This is a genomic window from Pseudomonas sp. B19(2017) (genome assembly GCF_002113165.1).
Lineage (GTDB): Bacteria > Pseudomonadota > Gammaproteobacteria > Pseudomonadales > Pseudomonadaceae > Aquipseudomonas.
The window spans coordinates 301,938-320,146 of record NZ_NEJR01000001.1; the positions used below are offsets into that span (position 1 = coordinate 301,938).

The 18,209-nt window shown below is 64.5% G+C and carries 14 protein-coding genes; 9 read left to right on the forward strand and 5 right to left on the reverse strand.

Features of this window, described 5'->3' with window-relative positions; translation table 11 throughout:
• The first annotated feature begins 5 nt into the window (after positions 1–5).
• From CAF70_RS01475 to gcvP, 6 genes are all read left to right on the forward strand, one after another.
• Positions 6–1,223 (forward strand): 2-octaprenyl-3-methyl-6-methoxy-1,4-benzoquinol hydroxylase, encoded by a 1,218-nt coding sequence (locus CAF70_RS01475; RefSeq protein WP_178076336.1) that lies wholly within the window; start codon positions 6–8, stop codon positions 1,221–1,223.
• A 211-nt stretch (positions 1,224–1,434) separates the two neighbouring features.
• Positions 1,435–2,436 carry an extracellular solute-binding protein gene (locus tag CAF70_RS01480; protein WP_015272231.1) on the forward strand — a complete coding sequence of 334 codons (1,002 nt, stop codon included), beginning with the start codon at positions 1,435–1,437 and terminating at the stop codon, positions 2,434–2,436.
• A 162-nt stretch (positions 2,437–2,598) separates the two neighbouring features.
• The gene (locus CAF70_RS01485) at positions 2,599–4,221 is read left to right on the forward strand and encodes an iron ABC transporter permease (RefSeq protein ID WP_085621586.1); all 1,623 of its coding nucleotides are present in this window, start codon (positions 2,599–2,601) and stop codon (positions 4,219–4,221) included.
• A gap of 125 nt (positions 4,222–4,346) precedes the next feature.
• The gene (gene gcvT / locus CAF70_RS01490) at positions 4,347–5,429 is read left to right on the forward strand and encodes a glycine cleavage system aminomethyltransferase GcvT (protein WP_085621587.1); all 1,083 of its coding nucleotides are present in this window, start codon (positions 4,347–4,349) and stop codon (positions 5,427–5,429) included.
• A gap of 51 nt (positions 5,430–5,480) precedes the next feature.
• On the forward strand, positions 5,481–5,864 hold the full coding sequence (gene gcvH, locus CAF70_RS01495) for a glycine cleavage system protein GcvH (RefSeq protein ID WP_085621588.1): 384 nt from the start codon (positions 5,481–5,483) through the stop codon (positions 5,862–5,864).
• Positions 5,865–6,041: 177 nt separating this feature from the next.
• Positions 6,042–8,915, forward strand: a complete 2,874-nt coding sequence (gcvP, locus tag CAF70_RS01500) for an aminomethyl-transferring glycine dehydrogenase (protein WP_085621589.1) — start codon at positions 6,042–6,044, stop codon at positions 8,913–8,915.
• A gap of 126 nt (positions 8,916–9,041) precedes the next feature.
• Here gcvP and CAF70_RS01505 read toward each other — a convergent pair whose 3' ends face one another.
• The 3 genes from CAF70_RS01505 to CAF70_RS01515 all read right to left on the reverse strand — a co-directional run bounded on the left by CAF70_RS01505 (position 9,042) and on the right by CAF70_RS01515 (position 11,626).
• Entirely contained in the window at positions 9,042–9,356 is a 315-nt protein-coding gene (locus tag CAF70_RS01505) for a DUF2388 domain-containing protein (protein ID WP_085621590.1), read from the reverse strand.
• 89 nt (positions 9,357–9,445) lie between these two features.
• A complete protein-coding gene (locus tag CAF70_RS01510; RefSeq protein WP_085621591.1) occupies positions 9,446–11,131 on the reverse strand; it encodes a GspE/PulE family protein in 1,686 nt (561 codons plus the stop codon).
• Between the two features lie 189 nt (positions 11,132–11,320).
• Positions 11,321–11,626, reverse strand: a complete 306-nt coding sequence (locus CAF70_RS01515; RefSeq protein ID WP_085621592.1) for a hypothetical protein — start codon at positions 11,624–11,626, stop codon at positions 11,321–11,323.
• Between the two features lie 126 nt (positions 11,627–11,752).
• On the opposite strand from CAF70_RS01515, the gene CAF70_RS01520 reads away from it, so the two are divergent.
• On the forward strand, positions 11,753–12,223 hold the full coding sequence (locus CAF70_RS01520; protein ID WP_085621593.1) for an Lrp/AsnC family transcriptional regulator: 471 nt from the start codon (positions 11,753–11,755) through the stop codon (positions 12,221–12,223).
• A 116-nt stretch (positions 12,224–12,339) separates the two neighbouring features.
• Here CAF70_RS01520 and CAF70_RS01525 read toward each other — a convergent pair whose 3' ends face one another.
• On the reverse strand, positions 12,340–13,707 hold the full coding sequence (locus CAF70_RS01525) for a CYTH domain-containing protein (protein WP_085621594.1): 1,368 nt from the start codon (positions 13,705–13,707) through the stop codon (positions 12,340–12,342).
• A 231-nt stretch (positions 13,708–13,938) separates the two neighbouring features.
• On the opposite strand from CAF70_RS01525, the gene argE reads away from it, so the two are divergent.
• A complete protein-coding gene (gene argE, locus CAF70_RS01530) occupies positions 13,939–15,081 on the forward strand; it encodes an acetylornithine deacetylase (protein ID WP_085621595.1) in 1,143 nt (380 codons plus the stop codon).
• Positions 15,082–15,205: 124 nt separating this feature from the next.
• Positions 15,206–16,504 carry an amino-acid N-acetyltransferase gene (gene argA, locus CAF70_RS01535; protein WP_013974710.1) on the forward strand — a complete coding sequence of 433 codons (1,299 nt, stop codon included), beginning with the start codon at positions 15,206–15,208 and terminating at the stop codon, positions 16,502–16,504.
• 150 nt (positions 16,505–16,654) lie between these two features.
• Here argA and CAF70_RS01540 read toward each other — a convergent pair whose 3' ends face one another.
• Entirely contained in the window at positions 16,655–18,031 is a 1,377-nt protein-coding gene (locus CAF70_RS01540; RefSeq protein ID WP_085621596.1) for a glutamine synthetase family protein, read from the reverse strand.
• Between the last annotated feature and the right edge of the window lie 178 nt (positions 18,032–18,209).

Genomic DNA, 18,209 nt, shown 5'->3' on the forward strand with positions numbered 1-18,209 from the left:
TGGAAATGCGCGCAGATCTGTTGATTGTCGGTGCCGGTATGGTCGGCAGCGCCCTGGCCCTGGCATTGCGCCACAGTGGCCTGCAAATCCTCTTGCTCGACGGTGGCCCGCTGACGGTCAAGCCGTTCGATGCCCAGGCCCCGTTCGAGCCGCGCGTCAGCGCGCTGTCGGCGGCCAGCCAGCGTATTCTCGAGCGCCTTGGCGCTTGGGACGGCATTGCCCAGCGGCGTGCCACGCCCTACTCGGACATGCATGTGTGGGATGGCAGCGGCACCGGGCAGATTCACTTTTCGGCTGCCAGCGTGCATGCCCAGACGCTCGGCCATATCGTCGAGAACCGGGTGGTGCAGGACGGCCTGCTGGAACGCCTGCATGACAGCGACATCGGCCTGTTGGCCAATGCGCGGCTGGAGCAGCTACGTCGCTCTGGCGACGAATGGCTGCTGACCCTGGCAGATGGCCGGCAACTGCGTGCGCCGCTGGTGATTGCTGCCGATGGCGCCAACTCGGCGGTGCGGCGCCTGGCCGGTTGCGAAACCCGCGAGTGGGATTATCTGCACCATGCCATCGTCACCAGCGTGCGTTGCAGTGTCGGCCACCAGGCCACGGCCTGGCAGCGCTTCACCGATGAAGGGCCATTGGCGTTTCTGCCGCTGACGCGTGATGGCCAGCAGGACTGGTGCTCGATCGTGTGGTCGACTACCCCGGAGCATGCCGAGCAGTTGATGGCATTGGATGAAACGGCCTTCCTGAAGGCCCTGGAACGTGCTTTCGAGGGGCGCCTGGGTGATGTGCTGCAGGCCGACCCGCGGCTGTGTGTACCGCTGCGCCAGCGCCACGCCAAGCGCTATGTGGACGAGGGCCTGGCGTTGATCGGTGATGCCGCGCACACCATTCACCCGTTGGCCGGGCAGGGCGTCAACCTGGGCTTCCTCGATGCTGCGGTGCTGGCCGAGGTACTGGTCAATGCCTGCGAGCGTGGCGAGCGGCTGGCGGATGTGAAGGTGCTGAGCCGTTACGAGCGGCGGCGCATGCCGCACAACCTGGCGCTGATGGCGGCAATGGAAGGGTTCGAGCGGTTGTTCCAGGCCAACCCGTTGCCGCTGCGTTGGTTGCGCAACAGCGGGTTGAAGCTGGTGGAGCAGATGCCGGAGGCCAAGGCGCTGTTCGTGCGCCAGGCGCTGGGTTTGAGCGGTGACCTGCCGGATCTGGCCAAGGCTTGAGATTGCTGGAATCTGTGGGAGCGGGCATGCCCGCGAAGCAGGCAACGGGGTGTATGGCACCGGCTTTGCCGGTGTTCGCGGGCTTGCCCGCTCCCACAGGAACCTTGCAACTGTTATCCCTCTGCAACATCCGGTAACGGCTATGTAGATGAGTCGGAAAATGGGATTCACTACCATTTGCGCCTCTCATACGATCCGAGGAGTGCTTTCCATGTTGCCACGCAAGCCCCTACTGGCCGCCCTGGCCCTGACCTTGTTCGGCGGCACCGCCCAGGCGGCAGACGAAGTGGTGGTGTACTCCTCGCGCATCGATGAGCTGATCAAGCCGGTGTTCGATGCCTATACCGCAAAGACCGGGGTCAAGATCAAGTTCATCACCGACAAGGAAGCCCCGCTGATGCAGCGCATCAAGGCCGAGGGCGAAAATGGCGTGGCCGACCTGCTGCTGACCGTCGATGCCGGCAACCTGTGGCAGGCCGAGCAGATGGGCATCCTGCAGCCGATCAAGTCCGACATCATCGACCAGAACATCCCGCCGCAGTACCGCGCCTCGTCCCACGACTGGACCGGCCTGAGCCTGCGCGCCCGCACCATCATCTACTCCACCGAGCGGGTCAAGCCGCAGGAACTGAGCACCTACGAAGCCCTGGCCGACAAGCAGTGGGAAGGTCGCCTGTGCCTGCGCACGGCGAAAAAGGTGTACAACCAGTCGCTGACCGCCACCCTGATCGAGACCCACGGCGAGGCGAAGACCGAGCAAATCGTCAAAGGCTGGGTCAACAACCTGTCCACCGATGTGTTCTCCGACGACAACGCAGTGATCCAGGCCATCGAGGCCGGCCAATGCGACGTGGGCGTGGTCAACACCTACTATTACGGCCGCCTGCACAACCAGAACCCGAAGCTGCCGGTGAAGATCTTCTGGCCCAACCAAGGTGATCGAGGCGTGCACGTGAACCTGTCGGGTATCGGCCTGACCAAGCATGCACCGCACCCGGAAGCGGCGAAAAAGCTGGTGGAATGGATGACTGGCGAAGAGGCGCAGAAGCTGTTTGCCGACATCAATCAGGAGTTCCCGGCCAACCCGAAGGTCAAGCCATCGGAAGAAGTGGCGGCGTGGGGCAGCTTCAAGGCTGACAGCATTCCGGTGGAAATCGCAGGCAAGCGCCAGGCTGAAGCGATTCGCTTGATGGATCGGGCTGGCTGGAACTAAGCGCCAGGCTTTATCCTTCCGGGGCCTTTCAGGGCCTCTTCGCGGGCATGCCCGCTCCCACAGGGACCGCACAATGCTTGAATCCTGTGCAATTCCTGTGGGAGCGGGCGTGCCCGCGAACGACCGCAAAGCGGTCGCAAATCAGCCATCGAGACATTCAACTTGCCCCACACCCCCCAACGCCGCTGGTACCTCCCGGTCACCCTGGTCGCCGCCCTGGTGCTCCTGCCCCTGAGCGTTCTGCTGTTGTCCTGGCAAACCATCGACCTGCAGATCTGGTCGCACCTGCTCGACACCCAGATGACTCGCCTGTTGGGCAATACCCTGACGCTAGTGGTGGGTGTGGGCATCGGCGTCACCGTGCTCGGCGTCAGCCTGGCCTGGCTGACCAGCCTCTGCGAGTTCCCCGGCCGGCGCTGGCTGGACTGGGCGCTAATGCTGCCGTTCGCCATCCCGGCCTACGTACTGGCGTTCGTCTTCGTCGGCCTGCTGGACTTCGCCGGCCCTGTACAGAGCGCCCTGCGCGAGGTGCTCGGGCCGATGCGCCTGCCGCGGGTGCGTTCCACTGGCGGGGTGATTGTCGTCCTGGTGCTGGTGTTCTACCCCTATGTCTACCTGCTGGCGCGTACCGCATTCCTGGCCCAGGGCAAGGGCCTGATGGAGGCTGCACGAGTGCTGGGGCTGTCCCCGCTGCAAGCGTTCTGGCGCGTGGCCCTGCCCATGGCACGGCCGGCGATCGGCGCCGGTATTGCCTTGGCCCTGATGGAAACCCTGGCCGACTTCGGCGCGGTGGCGGTATTCAACTTCGACACCTTCACCACGGCGATCTACAAGACCTGGTACGGCTTCTTCAGCCTGTCCAGTGCGGCCCAGCTGGCCAGCCTGTTGCTACTGGCGGTGATGCTGGTGCTGTATGGCGAGCGCCGGGCCCGGGGTGCCAGCCGCAGCGGCAACGAGCGGCCGCGCGGGCAGGCGCTGTACCACCTGCACGGGTTCAAGGCGTTGCTGGCCAGTGGCTGGTGCCTGCTGGTGTTCGCCTGCGCCTTCGTCATCCCGCTGCTGCAACTGCTGGCGTGGTTCTGGCAGCGCGGGCGGCATGACCTGGACGAGCGCTATGTCGGCCTGGTGCTGCACACCCTGTACCTGGGTGGCATGGCGGCACTGGTCACGGTGTGCGTGGCGTTGCTGCTGGCGTTTGCCCGGCGCCAGGCACCGACGGGCGGTATCCGCGCCGGGGTAGGCCTGGCCAACCTGGGCTACGCCTTGCCCGGCTCGGTGCTGGCGGTGTCGATCATGCTGGCCTTCAGTTACCTCGACAACCACCTGGTCATCCCATTGTCGAGCTGGTTGGGCGGGGCCGGCAAGCCACTGCTGCTGGGCAGCCTGGGCGCGTTGCTGCTGGCCTACCTGGTGCGCTTCATCGCGGTGGCCTACGGGCCGCTGGAGAGCAGCCTGGAGCGTATCCGCCCGTCACTGCCTGAGGCATCCCGCAGCCTTGGCGTCGGTGGCGCTGGATTGTTTTTCAAGGTGTATCTGCCGCTGCTGGTGCCTGGCGCGCTCAGCGCCGCCTTGCTGGTGTTTGTCGATGTGCTCAAGGAAATGCCGGCCACCTTGCTGATGCGCCCGTTCGGCTGGGACACCCTTGCGGTGCGGGTGTTCGAGATGACCAGCGAGGGTGAGTGGGCGCGTGCTTCGCTGCCGGCACTGACCTTGGTGCTGGTGGGGCTGCTGCCGGTCATCGGCCTGATCCGCCGTTCGGCCCGTCGACCCGGTCACAGTCACTGAGGGTGTCAGCCCGCGCCCTTGCGGCTACAATGCGCGGCACTCGCGCGGCGGGTCCTGCACAAGAAGAGCTGACGACCCAACGTCATCGACCGCCGCCGCTTCGCCACGCCCGGAAGGAGAAACCCATGGGACAGCGCACGCTTTTGTATGACCTGCACCTGGCGCTGGGCGCCAAGACGGTCGATTTCGGTGGCTGGGACATGCCCCTGCACTATGGCTCGCAGGTCGAGGAGCACCATCAGGTGCGCAGCGATTGCGGGGTGTTCGATGTGTCCCACATGACCGTGATCGATGTCGAGGGTAGCGACGCCACTGCCTGGTTGCAGCGCTTGCTGGCCAACGATGTGGCCCGTCTCGACGATATCGGCAAGGCGCTGTATAGCCCGTTGCTTCAGGAGCAGGGCACGGTCATCGACGACCTGATCGTCTACCGCACCGAAACCGGCTACCGCCTGGTCACCAACGCCGCCACCCGGGCCAGGGTACTCGATTGGCTGGCAGCACAGCGTGCCGGTTTTGCCGTGGACTTCCGGGCCCGCCCGGACCTGGCCATCCTCGCCATCCAGGGCCCGCATGCACGCGAGAAGGTGGCCGCCTTGCTCAGCCCCGCACGCGCCGCGCTGATTCGCGAGCTGCGCCCGTTCGAGGGCATTGCCGAAGGCGACTGGTTCATTGCCCGCACCGGTTATACCGGTGAAGACGGCCTGGAGATCATTCTTCCTGGCGAGCAGGCCGTGGCCTTCTTCAACGACCTGGTCGGCGCCGGTATTGCCCCAAGTGGCCTTGGCGCCCGCGACACCCTGCGCCTGGAAGCCGGCATGAACCTGTACGGCCAGGACATCGACGAAACACACACACCGCTCACCTCCAATCTGGGCTGGAGCATTGCCTGGGAGCCAGCCGAGCGCAACTTCATCGGCCGCACCGGCTTGCTGGCGGAAATCGAGAACGGCGTGCAGGAAAAACTGGTCGGCCTGGTGCTGGAAGAGCGCGGCGTGCTGCGTGCCCATCAGGTAGTGCGTGTAGCCGGGATTGGCGAAGGAGAGATCACCAGTGGTAGTTTCTCGCCTACGCTGAGCAAGTCCATTGCCCTTGCACGCGTGCCCATGGCCACCGGCGACCGGGCCGAGGTGGAAATCCGCGGCAAGTGGTATCCGGTGCGGGTGGTCAAACCGACCTTCGTGCGCCACGGCAAGATCCTGATCTGAACAATTTTTAACCGGCGGGCGTACCGCTGAGCCAATCGAGGAATTCAAGACATGAGCAATATCCCCGCCGACCTGCGTTTTGCCGAAAGCCACGAGTGGGCTCGCCTGGAAGCCGACGGCAGCGTGACCGTGGGTATCAGTGACCACGCCCAGAAAGCCCTGGGTGACGTGGTGTTCGTCGAGCTGGCCGAAGTCGGCAAGGTGTTTGCCGCTGGCGACGCTGCCGGTGTGGTCGAGTCGGTCAAGGCCGCTTCGGACATCTATGCCCCGGTCGCCGGCGAAGTGATCGCGGTCAACGAAGAACTGGCAGACAGCCCTGAGCTGCTCAACGAAGAGCCTTACGAGTCGTGGATCTTCAAGCTCAAGCCAAGCAACCCGGCCGAGCTGGACAAGCTGCTGGATGCTGCTGGTTACGCGGCCGCGATCGGCGAGTAAGACCGCGTCGCCTTCTTCGCGGCTAAAGCCGCTCCCACAGATACCTGTGCGGTCCCTGTGGGAGCGGCTTTAGCCGCGAAGAGGCCGGGCCTGCAAGCAACTTTCCCCGCAAAATCGGCAATCCCTTCCTAGACTTGTAAGTCTCCATGAGAGCTGGCCTAGGAAGAGAGCGTCGTCATGTCCCAGTCGCCATCCCTGCATCAACTGCAAGAGCTCAACCCGTTCCTGCGTCGCCACCTGGGCCCGGATGCCACGGAGCAGCAGGCCATGCTCAACGCGCTGGGTGCCGCCAGCCGCAGTGAGCTGATCGAGCAGACCGTACCGCCAGACATTCGCCTCAATCGCCCCCTCGACCTGCCTCCGGCGCTGGGCGAACAGGCCGCCCTGGCCAAGCTCGCCGGGTACGCCGGGCAGAATCAGGTCTGGACTAGCCTGATCGGCATGGGCTACCACGGCACCATCACCCCCACGGTCATCCTGCGCAACGTGCTTGAGAACCCGGGCTGGTATACCGCCTATACGCCCTATCAGCCCGAGATTGCCCAAGGTCGGCTGGAGGCGCTGCTGAACTTCCAGCAAATGGTCATCGACCTCACCGGGCTGGCCCTGGCCAATGCCTCGCTGCTCGACGAAGCCACCGCCGCCGCCGAGGCCATGGCCCTGGCCAAGCGGGTGGCGCGCAACAAGAGCAATGCCTTTTTCGCCGACCAGAACTGTCACCCGCAGACCCTGTCGGTACTCAAGACCCGTGCCGAGGGCTTCGGCTTCGAGCTGATCGTCGATTCTGTGGATAACCTTGGCAGGCACGCTGTGTTCGGGGCCTTGCTGCAGTACCCGGATACTCACGGCGAGGTGCGCGACCTGCGCCCGCTGATCGACCATCTGCACAGCCAGCATGCCCTGGCCTGTGTGGCCGCCGACCTGCTCAGCCTGGTGGTGCTGGTACCGCCCGGGGAGCTGGGCGCCGATGTGGTGCTGGGCTCGACCCAGCGCTTTGGCGTACCGATGGGCTATGGCGGCCCCCACGCTGCCTATTTCGCCTGCAGGGATGACTACAAGCGAGCCATGCCGGGGCGCATCATCGGCGTGTCGCGCGATGCGCGTGGCAACACCGCGCTGCGCATGGCGCTGCAAACCCGCGAGCAGCATATCCGCCGCGAGAAGGCCAACTCCAACATCTGCACGGCCCAGGTTCTGCTGGCCAACATTGCCGGCTTCTACGCGGTGTACCACGGCCCGGAAGGCCTGCAGCGCATTGCCCAGCGTGTGCACCGGCTGACCTTCATCTTGGCCGCCGGCCTCGAAGCCAAGGGTATCAAGCGCCTCAACCAGCATTTCTTCGACACCCTGACTCTGGATGTCGGTGGCACCCAGGCGGCTATTATCGAAAGTGCCGAAGCCGCGCAGATCAACCTGCGTATCCTCGGCCGCGGGCACCTGGGTGTGAGCCTGGATGAGACCTGTACGGAGCAGACGGTGCTGCGCCTGTTCGATATCTTCCTGGGGGTGGACCACGGCCTGGACATAGCCACACTCGACCAGCAGGCTCTGCCCGAAGGCATCCCCGCCAGCCTGGTGCGGCGCACGCCGTTCCTCGCCCACCCGGTGTTCAACCTGCACCACAGCGAAACCGAGATGCTGCGTTACCTCAAGCAGCTCGAGAACAAGGACCTGGCGCTGAACCAGTCGATGATCCCGTTGGGTTCGTGCACCATGAAACTCAATGCCACCAGCGAGATGATCCCCATCACCTGGCCTGGCTTTGCCCAGCTGCACCCGTTTGCCCCGGCGGCGCAGGCCACCGGCTACAAAGCGATGATCGACGAACTGGAAGGCTGGCTGTGCGCCATTACCGGCTTCGATGCCATCTGCATGCAGCCCAACTCCGGCGCCCAGGGCGAGTACGCCGGCCTGATGGCCATTACCCGCTACCACCGCAGCCGACACCAGCCGCATCGCACGCTGTGCCTGATCCCGTCGTCGGCCCACGGCACCAACCCGGCATCGGCGCAAATGGCCGGCATGGAGGTGGTGATTGTCGATTGCGACGCTGATGGCAACGTCGACTTGGCCGACCTCAAGGCCAAGGCCCACGCGGCCGGGGACCGTTTGTCGTGCCTGATGATCACTTACCCTTCGACCCACGGCGTATACGAAGAGGGCATTCGCGAAATCTGCGAGGTGGTTCATCAGCACGGTGGCCAGGTGTACATGGACGGTGCCAACCTCAATGCCCAGGTGGGGCTGGCGCGTCCGGCGGATATCGGCGCCGACGTTTCGCACATGAACCTGCACAAGACCTTCTGCATCCCCCATGGCGGAGGCGGCCCGGGCATGGGCCCGATTGGCATTCGCGCGCACCTCAAGCCGTTCGTCGCCAGCCACCCGGTGGTGCCGGTGCCCGGCCTGGACCCGAACAACAGCGCGGTCAGCGCCGCGCCCTGGGGCAGTGCGAGCATCTTGCCGATCAGCTGGATGTACATCGCCATGATGGGGCCGCAACTGGCCGATGCCAGCGAGGTGGCGATCCTCTCGGCCAATTACCTGGCCAGCCAGCTGGCTGGCGCTTTCCCGGTGCTGTACCGCGGGCGCAACCAGCGCGTGGCGCATGAGTGCATCCTCGACCTGCGGCCGCTGAAGGCGCTGACTGGCATCAGCGAAGAGGATGTGGCCAAGCGCCTGATGGACTATGGCTTCCACGCGCCTACGATGTCGTTCCCGGTGCCGGGCACGCTGATGGTCGAGCCGACCGAGAGTGAGTCGAAGGCCGAACTGGACCGCTTCGTCGAGGCAATGCTGGCGATTCGGGCGGAAATCGGCGAAGTGCAGGAGGGCAACTGGCCGGCGGAGAACAACCCGCTCAAGCATGCGCCGCATACCCTGGCCGATGTGCTGGCTGTGTGGGACAGGCCCTACAGCCTGGAGCAGGCGGTGGCGCCCAGTGCTCACGTGCGCCAGCACAAGTACTGGCCAGCGGTGAACCGGGTCGACAACGTGTATGGGGACAGGAATCTGTTCTGTGCTTGTGTGCCGGTGGAGGCGTATCGGTAGGGCTGAAGATTGGTGTTGGCTTCATCGCCGGCAAGCCAGCTCCCACAGGTATTGCACAGCTTGGAGGGCGACGCAATCCTGTGGGAGCTGGCTTGCCGGCGATCGGGGGCGAGGCCCCCGCTGCGGTTACTCGGTTACCGCATTTTTGGCCAGGATGGCATTGGCCAGGTCCATGTCGGAAGCCTGCAGCCCCGGGTTTTCCGCGCGGGCCTGGCGAATCGCCGCTTCAAGGAACGGCCCGCGGATCGCGCCTTCGCTGGCCACGAAGCTACCGGCGTCGTCCTGCGCCGCCATCACCAGCTTGTGATCCCCGGAAGTCAGGTAGCTCGATGCCGTGGTAGCACCGGTAGTCATCACGTTACGCCAGAAGGTATCGGCCATGGCCGAGCCAATAGGCAGCGAGAGCAAGGCAGCGGCAGCGATGGCGGTTTTGAAACGCATGTTGAAACACCTCGAAGGGTGAGGGTTGAAGATGCGCGGTTTGATCCTGCTACAGGGCTGCAAGTTCCTTGAATACAAGGGATTTTTGCTCAGGAACAGGCCCGCAGTACTTCCTCTTGGCGGGTTTGCCCACGGGCCACTTTTGCCTCTCCGCTGCGGCGTAGATCAAGCAGCCCATCCGCTACGGCCTGACGTCGCAAACTGGCCAAGTCGCTGCCTGGACCTATCTGGGCGCGCAGGCTGTCGCTGGGCACCAGCAGTTCGAACAACCCTGTGCGCCCGTGAAACCCGGTGCCACGACAGGTGCGGCACGGCTGGCCACCGGGCAGCGCTGCATTTCCCCGGCAATCTGCGCACAGTGTGCGCACCAACCGCTGGGCCATGACCCCGACCAGCGTCGCCTTGATCAGGTAGTCGGCCACCCCCAGTTCCTGCAGGCGAGTGATCGCACCACAGGCATCGTTGGTATGCAGGGTGGACAGCACCAAGTGCCCGGTCAGGGCCGCTTGCACCGCCACCAGGGCAGTTTCGCGGTCGCGGATTTCGCCGATCATGATGATGTCCGGGTCCTGGCGTAGCATGGCCCGCACACCGTTGGCGAAACCCAGGTCCAGGGCGGGCTGCACCTGCAGTTGGTTGAAGGCCGGTTCCAGGCGCTCGATCGGGTCTTCGATGGTGCACAGGTTGACCTGCGGTGTGGCCAGCAGCTTGAGGCTGGCGTACAGCGTGCTGGTCTTGCCGGAACCGGTGGGGCCAGTGACCAGAATGATGCCCTGACGCTGGCGCAGCAAGCCTTTCCACTGTTCCAGTTGAAGCCCGTCCAGGCCGAGCCGGTCGAAGCCTTCTTGCAACTGTTGCGGGTCGAACAGGCGCAGTACCAGTTTTTCGCCGAACGGGGTCGGCAGGGTCGACAGCCGCAGTTCCACCTCGCCGCCGCCAGGCAGGCGGCTTTGCAGCCGGCCATCCTGCGGCCGGCGCTTTTCCGCGACGTCCATGCGCCCCAGGTGTTTCAGGCGGCTGACCAGCGCCAGGGCAACCCCGGCGGGGAAGGCATAGACGCTGTGCAGCAGGCCGTCGATGCGGTAGCGCAGCTGGCCCTGCTCGCGGCGTGGTTCCAGGTGGATATCGCTGGCGCGTTGCTCGATTGCGTACTGCAGCAACCAGTCGACGATATGCACGATGTGCGCGTCGTCCGCGCTGGCCTCGGCCTGGCGCTTGCCCAGCTCCAGCAACTGTTCGAGTTCGCCCAGGCTGGCTGACTGCTGGTATTGCGCGCTTTTTACCGATTGGGCCAGGCGCTGGAATGACTGCCCTGCCTGGCGGATCTGCTGGGGGCTGGCCAGCACACGGTGGATCGGCCGGCCCAGGCTGCGGGTGAGATCGGCCTGCCAGTCGTCCTGGTAGGGCTGGGCGCTGGCGACGGTGACGCTGCCGGTGTCGGCGGCGACGATGAGGATGCCATGGCGCTGGGCGAAAGCCGGGGATATCAGGCCGCTGACCTGGGGCAGGTCCAGTTGCAGCGGGTCGATGCGCAGGTAGGGCTGGCCGACCTTGTTGGCCAGCCAATGGCAGAGGTGGTCCAGGTCGAGGCGGTGGCCGGGGTTCTGACGGTCTTCGAGGCCACAGGCGTCGATCTGTTCCAGTGGGTGGAGGGTGGGGCAGGTAGCGGCATGTTCGAGTACTTGCAGGGTGTCGTTGGCATGCAGGCGCAGGTCGGCGAGCAGGGCCTGGAGCACGCGCTTGAGGTCGAGTGCCGGGTTGTCAGGGGTATGCATGGTTGGCGTCCGTGCCTGATAGGGGATGCTGATCAAGGCTAGACGGGCGGGGCTGGGTTGATGGGGATGAAGGGTTTCGGGATCTTGCAGTGCCTGTGCTGGCTTCTTCCCACAGGATTATCACCGACCTCAGCCTTGTGGTGTACCTGTGGGAGCGGGCGAGCCCGCGAAGGGGCCAAAGCGGATGGCTCAGACCACCGCCAGCTCCACCCGCTGCAGGTTGCTCAGACTCACCTCACCCACACACACCAGGTTACGCAGTTTCTGCGCAATCACTTCGGCCCGGTGCCAGCTCAGGCCGCCGATGCCGACCTCGATTTCCAGCCAGTCATCCTGCTGGCTGACCTGCACGCTGTGCGGGGTCAGGAACTGCAGGGCAAACAGGTTGAGCACTCGGCACAGGCTGTCAGGCTCGGCCTCGGCCTGCAGGCGATAGTGCACGGTGCTGTGGGCGCTGCTGGCGGCCCAGGCGTCGGTACGGGGCTGTGCGTTCATGCTGGTCTCCGCGAATGTGGGAGAAATTCTTGCACGTTGGCAGCGGTATTTTTTCGCTATGATTTGAGCATTTCGCTGCATTGGCGAATTGTTCTATTCATTAAGTGCTATTCAGGAGAATTTTTGATGCACAGCGAGCTGGACGCCTATGACCGCCGTATCCTCGAACTGCTGCAGGAGGACGCTTCGCTGTCCAGCGCGCAGATCGCCGAACGCGTGGGGCTGTCGCAATCACCGTGTTGGCGGCGTATCCAGCGGTTGAAGGAGGAGGGAGTGATTCGCGGGCAGGTAACCCTGCTGGACCGCAAGAAGGTCGGCCTGAACACGCAGATTTTCGCCGAGGTGAAACTGAACGCCCACGGGCGCTCCAACTTCGCCGAGTTCACCGACGCGATCCGCGGGTTTCCGGAGGTGCTCGAGTGTTATGTGCTGATGGGGTCGGTGGACTTTCTGCTGCGCATTGTCACCCCGGATATCGAGGCTTATGAACGGTTCTTCTTCGAAAAGCTGTCGAACGTGCCAGGAATTCAGGAAGTTAACTCGATCGTGGCGCTGTCGGAGATCAAGTCCACCACCAGCCTGCCACTGTCGCGCTGAGGCATTCGCGGCGGTTCGGCGCCCCGACTCGCCCGCTCCCACAGGTGCTGTGCAGGCCCAGGCCTTGTGCAGTTCCCTGTGGGAGCGGGCAAGCCCGCGAAGCAGGCTACGCGGTATCAAGCCTTGAGCAGGTGCTTCCAGCCGCGGCTCTGATCTACCGCCCGGGCCTGTTCGATACGCGCTTCCAGCACTTCATCGCTGATCGGCTGTTCAGCCAGCTCATGCAGCTTCTTCAGGTCGCCATACAGGCGGTCCATCTGCGGAGCCTCCAGCACCTGACGAGCATGGTGCAGCCAGGCCAGCAGCTGTTCGATACGCGGCAGTTGCTCAGCCAGGTCTTCCGGACGCTGGGTGTACAGCGGCAGCTTCAACGCTCGGCCTTCTTCGCCCAGCAGGTGTGCCAGCCAGCTTGCCAGCTGCGCCTTGCCCTGGCGCTCGCCGCGGCCTTTGCGCTCCACGGTCCAGGCGCGGGCCAGCAGCCAGCGCGAGGTTTCCAGCGAGAACTGGCCCCACCGCACGTCTTCCAGCTCTTCGGCGAACTGCTCGGGGGCGGCGCGACGGATATCCTCGTCGTCATTGCCGGCCTGCACCAGCGGGCGCCAGTCTTCGAGCAGGGCGTCGAGGCTGCTGCGCAGGTCGCGGGTGGTGGCGCGCGGCGCGGCCTGGCCCAGGCTGGCGGTAACGGCACGCAGCTCGGTCAGGCACTCGACCCAGTCCTGCAACAGGCGCCAGTGGCCGTTGTGGCGATATTGCTCCGCCAGGCGCTGGCTGCTGCCCAGCAGTTGCCAGGCCAGTGCGGCGTAGGCGTCGTCCACGGCCATTTCGGCCTCCAGCTCGGTGTGCGGCAGGCTCAGCTCGTAGCTGTCCGGCTCCAGCAGGCGGTAGCCACGCTCGGCCTTGCTGATGTCGCATGGCATCAGCGGCAGGCTGGCGGCCAGCTCGGCGGCCAGTTCCAGCAGCGCCTGTGGCTCGCCTTCACGCAGTTCCAGTTCCAGCTCGCAGATTTCTTCCTTGCGCTTGCCGGCGATCACGAAGCCCTGGTCCAGTGCGGCCTCGATCACTACCTTGCTCTTGCCACGGCCCCAGGCGATTTCGGCGTATTCACGGCTGAAGTCGGTGGTGAACAGCGGCTTGATGGTCTTTTTGTCCAGGCTGGCCAGTTGCGCGGGCCAGCAGCTGTCGTCGAGCTTCTTCAGGTCGAGCTTGACCTTGTCCAGCTGCCATTCGTGCTCGTTGCGCTCGGACAGGCCGGCCACGCTGGTGCCGCGGCACTTGAGAGTCTGGATGACGGCTTCGCCATCGCGGCGCAGGCGCAGGGCGACGCGGGCAGCGGAGAGCTCGCGCTCGGGGGTGTCGAAGTACTGGTTGAGCAGTTCGCGGGTCTGCCAGCCGGACTTGTTGCGCTTCTTCAGCAGAGGGTGCTCGCGCAGGGCGGCAAGGGTCTCGCGGCTGGCGCGGAGCTTGAGTTCGGTTTCTTTGTGCATCACAGGCTCGAAGGAGGGGGCGTGGTTGCCCAGCAGTCTACAGGAGTCGGCTCTCGTCTGTTGGATCGTGGTGGGCTTCTTCGCGGGCTTGCCCGCTCCCACAGGTACAGCATCGCTTTCAAGGGCGGTGCAACCCCTGTGGGAGCGGGCAAGCCCGCGAAGAAGCCCACACGGTTGCCCCGCGAACGATTGGCATTGCTATGATGGGCAACGCTTCCGAGGAGTACGCGCATGCCGTTGCCGACGCTGAAAGACCAGTTCGCCGCCCTGATCGCCGCGCCCTCGGTCAGTTGCACCCAGCCTGCGCTGGACCAGTCCAATCGCCAGGTCATCGACCTGCTGGCCGGCTGGCTGGGCGACCTGGGTTTCAAGTGCGACATCCAGCAGGTCAGCCCCGGCAAGTTCAACCTGCTGGCCAGCCGTGGCACTGGCCCGGGTGGCCTGGTGCTGGCGGGGCACAGCGACACCGTACCTTATGATGAACAGCTGTGGGCCAGTGACCCGCTGAAGCTGACCGAAACCGATGGCCGCTGGGTCGGTCTGGGCAGCTGCGACATGAAGGGCTTCTTCGCCCTGGTCATCGAAGCGGTCATCCCATTGCTGGAGCACGACTTCAAACAGCCGCTGCTGATCCTTGCCACCTGTGACGAAGAAAGCTCCATGTCCGGCGCCCGTGCGCTGGCCGAGGCCGGCCAGCCGCTCGGCCGTGCGGCGGTGATCGGCGAACCCACCGGGCTGCGGCCGATCCGCATGCACAAGGGCATCCTCATGGACCGCATCGACATCCTCGGGCGCAGCGGCCACTCTTCGGACCCAAGCCTGGGCCGCAGCGCCATGGAGGCCATGCACGCAGTAATGAGCGAGTTGATGGGTTTGCGCCAGCAATGGCAGCAGGCCTACCGCAACCCGCAATTCACCGTACCCACCCCGACCATGAACTTCGGCTGCATCCATGGCGGCGACAACCCCAACCGTATCTGCGGCCAGTGTGCCCTGGAGTTCGACCTGCGCCCGCTGCCAGGCATGGATGTGGAGCAACTGCGTGCGGCCATCCGCGCCAGGCTGGTACCGGTGGCAGAGCGCTTCGAGGTGCGCATCGACTATGCGCCTTTGTTCCCGGAGGTGCCGCCATTCGAGCAGGCCGCCGACACCGAGCTGGTGCAAGTGGCGGAGCGCCTGACCGGCCATCGCGCCGAAGCGGTGGCGTTCGGCACCGAAGCGCCTTATCTTCAGCAGCTGGGTTGCCAGACCATCGTGCTGGGCCCCGGCGACATCGCTTGTGCCCACCAGCCGGGCGAGTACCTTGAAATGTCACGAATCGAGCCTACCGTGCGTCTATTGCGTGACCTGATCCGGCACTATTGCCTGGACTAAACGTCAACCGGACTGATTCGTTCCTGCCTAGAGGAGACCGCGCGTGACCGCAAGCCTGTTCCGACGATGATCCTGAACGCCCCCTGTATCGCCGTTCTCCGTCCACTTATCCACAGGCCCTGTCATGCCCGACTACGTCAACTGGCTGCGTCATGCCTCCCCGTACATCAATGCCCATCGCGACTGCACCTTCGTGGTCATGCTCCCTGGCGATGGGGTGGAACACCCTAATTTCGGCAACATCGTCCACGACCTGGTGCTGCTTCACAGCCTGGGCGTGCGCCTGGTGCTGGTACATGGCTCGCGCCCGCAGATCGAAAGCCGCCTGGCGGATCGGGGCCTGACCCCGCACTACCACCGTGGCCTGCGCATTACCGACGCCGCCACCCTGGACTGCGTGATCGATGCTGTGGGCGCCCTGCGCCTGGCCATCGAGGCGCGCCTGTCGATGGACATCGCCGCTTCGCCGATGCAGGGCTCGCGCCTGCGCGTGGCGTCCGGCAACCTGGTCACTGCGCGGCCGATCGGCGTGCTCGAAGGTGTGGACTACCACCACACCGGCGAAGTGCGCCGGGTCGACCGCAAGGGGATCAGCCGCCTGCTCGACGAGCGCTCCATCGTGCTGTTGTCGCCGCTGGGCTACTCGCCCACGGGGGAAATTTTCAACCTGGCCTGCGAAGACGTGGCCACCCGCGCCGCCATCGAACTGGGTGCCGACAAGCTGCTGCTGTTCGGTGCCGAGCCGGGCCTGCTGGATGCCGATGGCAAGCTGGTGCGTGAGCTGCGCCCGCAGCAGGTTGCTCCGCATTTGCAGCGTCTGGGCAGTGATTACCAGGGCGAATTGCTGGATGCCGCGGCCGAAGCCTGCAAAGGCGGTGTGGCGCGCAGCCATATCGTCAGCTATGCCGAGGACGGCGCCTTGCTGACCGAGCTGTTCACCCGTGGTGGTGGTGGCACGTTGGTGTCGCAGGAGCAGTTCGAAGTGGTGCGCGAGGCAACCATCGAGGATGTGGGCGGTTTGCTGGAGCTGATCAGCCCGCTGGAAGAGCAGGGCATCCTGGTACGTCGCTCGCGCGAGGTGCTGGAGCGGGAGATCGAGCAATTCAGCGTGGTCGAGCGCGAAGGCATGATCATCGCCTGTGCGGCGTTGTACCCGATTGCCGACTCCGACGCCGGCGAACTGGCGTGCCTGGCGGTGAACCCGGAGTACCGCCATGGCGGGCGTGGCGACGAACTGCTGGAACGTATCGAGAGCCGGGCGCGGCAGTTGGGGCTGAACACCTTGTTCGTGCTGACGACGCGAACCGCGCACTGGTTCCGCGAACGCGGGTTTGCGCCGAGTGGGGTGGAGCGGCTGCCGGCGGCGCGGGCTTCGCTGTACAACTACCAGCGCAACTCGAAAATCTTCGAGAAGCCCTTGTAAGCCTGTACCGGCCTCTTCGCGGGCTCGCCCGCTCCCACAGGGTACTCACAAGGCCTGAAACCTGTGGTGTACCTGTGGGAGCGGGCAAGCCCGCGAAGCAGGCGACACCGATCTCAAACAAGAACGCCGCCCTGTGGGCGGCGTTTTCGTTTACACGGTATGCAGGTACCAGTTGTACTCGAGGTCGGAGATCGAGTGCTCGAACTCCTCCAGCTCGCTCTCCTTGCACGCGACGAAGATGTCGATGTACTTCGGATCGATGTACTTGTTCAGGATCTCGCTGTCGTCCAGCTCGCGCAGGGCATCGCGCAGGTTGTTCGGCAGGCTCTGCTCCAGCTGCTCGTACGAGTTGCCTTCGATCGGCGCACCCGGCTCGACCTTGTTGGTCAGGCCATGGTGTACGCCGGCCAGCACGGCGGCCATCATCAGGTACGGGTTGGCGTCGGCACCGGCCACGCGATGCTCGATACGCACGGCGTCCGGCGAACCGGTCGGCACGCGCAGGGCCACGGTGCGGTTGTCCAGGCCCCAGCTAGGCGCGTTCGGTACATAGAACTGCGCACCGAAGCGGCGGTACGAGTTGACGTTCGGGCAAAGGAACGCCATCGAAGCGGGCAGGGTCTCGAGCACACCGCCGACAGCGTGACGTAGCGCGGCGTTCTGCTCGGGATCCTCGCTGGTGAAGATGTTGTTGCCATCTTTGTCCAGCACGGAAATGTGTACATGCAGGCCGTTGCCTGCCTGGCCCGGGTAGGGCTTGGCCATGAAGGTGGTGTCCATTTCATGGTCGTAGGCGATGTTCTTGATCAACCGCTTGAGCAGTACCGCGTAGTCGCAGGCCTTGAGCGGGTCGGCCACGTGGTGCAGGTTGACTTCGAACTGCGCCGGGGCGCTTTCCTTGACGATGGCGTCGGCCGGGATACCTTGCTCTTTCGCGCCTTCGAGGATGTCCTGCAGGCAGTCGGCATATTCGTCGAGGTCGTCGATCAGGTACACCTGGGTCGACTGCGGGCGTTTGCCGGAAATGGGCGAGCGTGGCGGCTGCGGGCGGCCGTTCACGTTCTCCTGGTCGATCAGGTAGAACTCCAGCTCGAATGCGGCGCAGATGGTCAGGCCCATTTCGGTGAACTTGCTCACGACCTGGCGCAGTACTTCACGCGGGTCGGCGAAGAACGGTTCGCCTTCGAGCTCGTGCATGGTCATCAGCAGCTGGGCGGTGGGGCGCTTTTGCCACGGCTCATTACAGAGTGTGTCAGGGATTGGATAGCAGATGCGGTCAGCATCGCCGATGTCCAGGCCCAGCCCGGTGCTTTCGACGGTGGAACCGTTGATGTCCAGGGCGAAGAGGGAGGCCGGCAGGTTGATGCCTTTCTCGTAAACCTTGTGGAGGCTGGTGCGCTCTATGCGCTTGCCACGCACCACACCATTCATATCTGCAATCAGAAGGTCAACGTAGAGAACCTCAGGATGTTCCTTAAGGAACGCGTTCGCTTCGTTAAGCTGAACGGCACGCGGGGGTACCGACATGATGCAACACCTTTGTTGTTAAAAATATCAATCAAGGGGGGCTTGCAAGACCAGTCAATCGAAAAGACAAACTGATGTCAAGCCAACCCCATGATGCCCTGAAATGGCTCATCGACGGCAGATTTGCTGCATATCGGGGCAAGCCATTATCCGCTATTTACCGCACGAAGGGCTATCT

Coding starts and splice junctions, on each gene's coding strand:
- CAF70_RS01520 (WP_085621593.1), top strand. CDS start 11,753: ATGCACAGCGAGCTGGACGCCTATGACCGCCGTATCCTCGAACTGCTG.
- CAF70_RS01475 (WP_178076336.1), top strand. CDS start 6: ATGCGCGCAGATCTGTTGATTGTCGGTGCCGGTATGGTCGGCAGCGCC.
- CAF70_RS01505 (WP_085621590.1), bottom strand. CDS start 9,356: ATGCGTTTCAAAACCGCCATCGCTGCCGCTGCCTTGCTCTCGCTGCCT.
- gcvH (WP_085621588.1), top strand. CDS start 5,481: ATGAGCAATATCCCCGCCGACCTGCGTTTTGCCGAAAGCCACGAGTGG.
- gcvT (WP_085621587.1), top strand. CDS start 4,347: ATGGGACAGCGCACGCTTTTGTATGACCTGCACCTGGCGCTGGGCGCC.
- gcvP (WP_085621589.1), top strand. CDS start 6,042: ATGTCCCAGTCGCCATCCCTGCATCAACTGCAAGAGCTCAACCCGTTC.
- CAF70_RS01525 (WP_085621594.1), bottom strand. CDS start 13,707: ATGCACAAAGAAACCGAACTCAAGCTCCGCGCCAGCCGCGAGACCCTT.
- CAF70_RS01515 (WP_085621592.1), bottom strand. CDS start 11,626: ATGAACGCACAGCCCCGTACCGACGCCTGGGCCGCCAGCAGCGCCCAC.
- CAF70_RS01510 (WP_085621591.1), bottom strand. CDS start 11,131: ATGCATACCCCTGACAACCCGGCACTCGACCTCAAGCGCGTGCTCCAG.
- argE (WP_085621595.1), top strand. CDS start 13,939: ATGCCGTTGCCGACGCTGAAAGACCAGTTCGCCGCCCTGATCGCCGCG.
- argA (WP_013974710.1), top strand. CDS start 15,206: ATGCCCGACTACGTCAACTGGCTGCGTCATGCCTCCCCGTACATCAAT.
- CAF70_RS01480 (WP_015272231.1), top strand. CDS start 1,435: ATGTTGCCACGCAAGCCCCTACTGGCCGCCCTGGCCCTGACCTTGTTC.
- CAF70_RS01540 (WP_085621596.1), bottom strand. CDS start 18,031: ATGTCGGTACCCCCGCGTGCCGTTCAGCTTAACGAAGCGAACGCGTTC.